Origin of the sequence: Fulvivirga sp. (genome assembly GCF_040220315.1) — a bacterium.
Taxonomy (GTDB): domain Bacteria; phylum Bacteroidota; class Bacteroidia; order Cytophagales; family Cyclobacteriaceae; genus Fulvivirga.
Window position 1 is genome coordinate 1 of the sequence record NZ_JAVJUY010000343.1, and the last position, 2,959, is coordinate 2,959.

General features: G+C 35.9%; 4 protein-coding genes. 2 read left to right on the plus strand and 2 right to left on the minus strand.

Annotation, left to right across the window (positions count from 1 at the left end; translation table 11 throughout):
* Both RLO81_RS17365 and RLO81_RS17370 read left to right on the plus strand, forming a co-directional pair.
* A partial coding sequence (locus tag RLO81_RS17365; RefSeq protein ID WP_350114625.1) for a hypothetical protein occupies positions 1-449 on the plus strand: 449 nt, incomplete at its 5' end.
* A 162-nt stretch (positions 450-611) separates the two neighbouring features.
* Entirely contained in the window at positions 612-1,826 is a 1,215-nt protein-coding gene (locus RLO81_RS17370; protein WP_350114628.1) for a glycosyltransferase, read from the plus strand.
* A gap of 115 nt (positions 1,827-1,941) precedes the next feature.
* On the opposite strand, the gene RLO81_RS17375 is transcribed toward RLO81_RS17370, so the two are convergent.
* On the minus strand, positions 1,942-2,781 hold the full coding sequence (locus tag RLO81_RS17375) for an IS3 family transposase (protein ID WP_350114630.1): 840 nt from the start codon (positions 2,779-2,781) through the stop codon (positions 1,942-1,944).
* A partial coding sequence (locus RLO81_RS17380; protein ID WP_502880471.1) for a transposase occupies positions 2,778-2,959 on the minus strand: 182 nt, incomplete at its 5' end. The genes RLO81_RS17375 and RLO81_RS17380, both read right to left, overlap by 4 nt.

Below are 2,959 nucleotides of genomic sequence, written 5' to 3' on the forward strand. Positions count from 1 at the left end.
TCTGTACTTATAATAATGGCAAATTTAGCGCAGTATATGAAGGCTTTTTCAAAAATGATCATTTGATTTTTAAAGGTGTCACTAAGGAGTTACTCTACTTTCCTATGTATTATGATGGATTGGAATTTATTCCGGCAACCAATCCTTTTATTTTGGATGAAGAAAATAATCTATTATTTTTTGATACGAAGGATTCATCGAGAATAGATTTAAAGGGTGTAAAATTATTCGCAGGTAGAAATGATATTACAAGGCCTGGAAGTCAAATTGATCTATATTTATGGAGGAACAAATGGGAATATCTGGCTTCTGAGACTGTTACTCATGAAAAAGTTCTGAACTTCGAAGGTGTACCTGAAAAAGGGATTTTCGTTACAAAGGGAACCAAAGGATCAGAATTGGTACAAAGACCTTTTACCTTAAAAAGTGGGGAGGTACAATACTGGTAGGATAAAATTGGATTGGTCATATAATCTGCAATCATGATTGGGAATAATGGGAACTGCGTTTTTTATTTATTGAACACTAAAAGCCATTATAATGCAACCTTCAAAGTAGCTCATAATCTACAGGAGGAAGGATACAATGTTATTTATGCTGGAGGTTTTAACATGAAAGCATTAGTTGAAACAAATGGATTTGAATATTATCCTTATAGTGTTAGAAATTTTTGTCTCTATGGTGATAGCCGTCCGACAAAAATTGAAAGTGAATCATATATTGAAAATGTAGATTTGTCAAGATACAAACGGAATTTTCTAAATGGAGGATATTTTGATCAAATTTTGGCTCACCTGAAGCCTAAACTATTCTTTCTCGACACTTCAAAAATTGGGTTTTTCCCGGAATTAATTCGGAGAAATCAAAAGTTTGTAATCCTTTCAACTAAGGTCAATCAAAATAGGAACAAAAATACACCACCCTTTAGTTCATCATTTCTTCCAATCGAACATAGCATTCTAAGTAGGGCTTATTGCAGTACAATATGGGTACTTATGATCTTTAAGAAAAGAATACAAAAAACCCTGTCGAAATTAAATAATAGTGGCTTTAGTTGGGAGGATTTGCCTCTTGAGTACTTGAATAGATATGATTTATTAGATAGAGTATCTATCAATAAAGAAAGGTTATCCGGGTTTGGCATTAATAATATTCCAGAAATCATTCTATCAACAAAATCTTTTGATTACCCTCATATTAAAGCTGAATATAATCAGCATTATGCAGGACCTACGGTAGACCTTATAAGAGACGAATCAGTAAATGATGAACTTCACTCATTTTTGGCTAAACAAAGAATAATTTTTTGTTCTTTTGGCACTTATGACGTCAAATTTAGAAGATTAAGAACTAAGGCAATAAATACTCTTATTCATTTTGGAGTATTAAATGAAAATTATAATATCTTAATATCTATTGGCCACGACTTAGAGGTAGAAGCGGATTTGAATCTACCAAAGAATGTTATGATACAAAAAGAAGTACCACAACTCTATGTCCTTAAGAATTCAATGATAATGATAAATCATGGTGGTATGCAATCAATCTCAGAAAGTATTTTATGTGGAGTTCCCATGTTAGTATATCCATTAAATCCAAACCTTGATCAAAGAGGAAATGCTGCACGTGTGAAATATCATAACCTTGGTATTATTGGTAATATTGCAACAATCAGTTTGAATGATGTCAAAAGGAAGATTTGTGTATTAACATCATCCAAGAAATACCAGGACTCGGTTTTGAAGATGCGCCAAAAGTTCATTGAGTGCGATGATTTTAGTAAATCAATGAATTTTATTAGGAATTTCATTCTCGCGACGGAGTAAAGACTTGGATGTAGTTTATATGAGGTATGAGCTTCAAGTATTTTCTTGGTAACTGTAATACTCCCCATTATTCAGACCAAAGGAGAGTTTTGCTAAGTTAATATTTTGATATTGATCAGGCTGCATTTTCTAAAGAACTCATGTAACGTTTAGAAGGAGTTTCCTTGATGGTATGATGAACCTTCACATCATTGTAGTAATCAATATAGTATTCGATATTCTTGTAGAGCTCAATTCCGTCTTCGGCAGGATTCAGGTAGATGTGCTTGTGCTTCAATGTCCTCCAGAACCGTTCAATCCATCTGTTGTCTATAGCTCGTCCTTTGCCATCCATTGAGATCTTTATTTCAAGCTCTTCTAATGTTGAAGTCCATAGTGCTGAGGTAAACTGTGAACCCTGGTCGGAGTTGATGATCTCTGGCTTACCGTAGGTAAGGATAGCCTCTTGCAGGACATTGATACACCATTTTGCTTCCAGTGTATTGGAGACACCCCAGCCAACAATCTTACGGCTGTAGATATCCATAATGGCTGTACAGTACATAAATCCTTTAGCCATGGGTATGTAGGTGATATCTATGCACCAGGCTTGATTGGCTCTGTTGATGTCCAGGCTTCGAAGCAGGTAAGGCTTTACATAATCTGCATGTCCCAGAATGCTGAGCATCTTACGTGGATAAATGGCCATAATCCCCATTTTACGCAGAAGCCTTCGTATTCTTTTTGGATTGACGTTGTAGCCTTTGCCCTTAAGCATATAATGCATAGACATGACACCCTCTGCCTGATGTTTGCCTGCATGTTCATCCATGATCCTCATGATCTTCAGATTCTCTGGTTTTTCTCCCAGTGGCCTGTAATAGATCCTGCTGCGGTTAATGTTTAGTAATTCACATTGCTTCCGAACAGATAGCTTTATCATGCGCCCGGAAACAAGCTTGACACGCTCTTTCATAGGCCGGTTTTCTTCAAGCTTTTTTTTAGAAAATCATTCTCAACTTTCAGTTGACCGATCTGAGCATACAACTTCTCTGTATCTACTGATGGCTCTTCCTGCTGAGCTGATCCGGAAGAAAAGACAATCGACATCTTTTCAAGAAACTCCTTTTTCCATCGTGAGATCACCACATGAC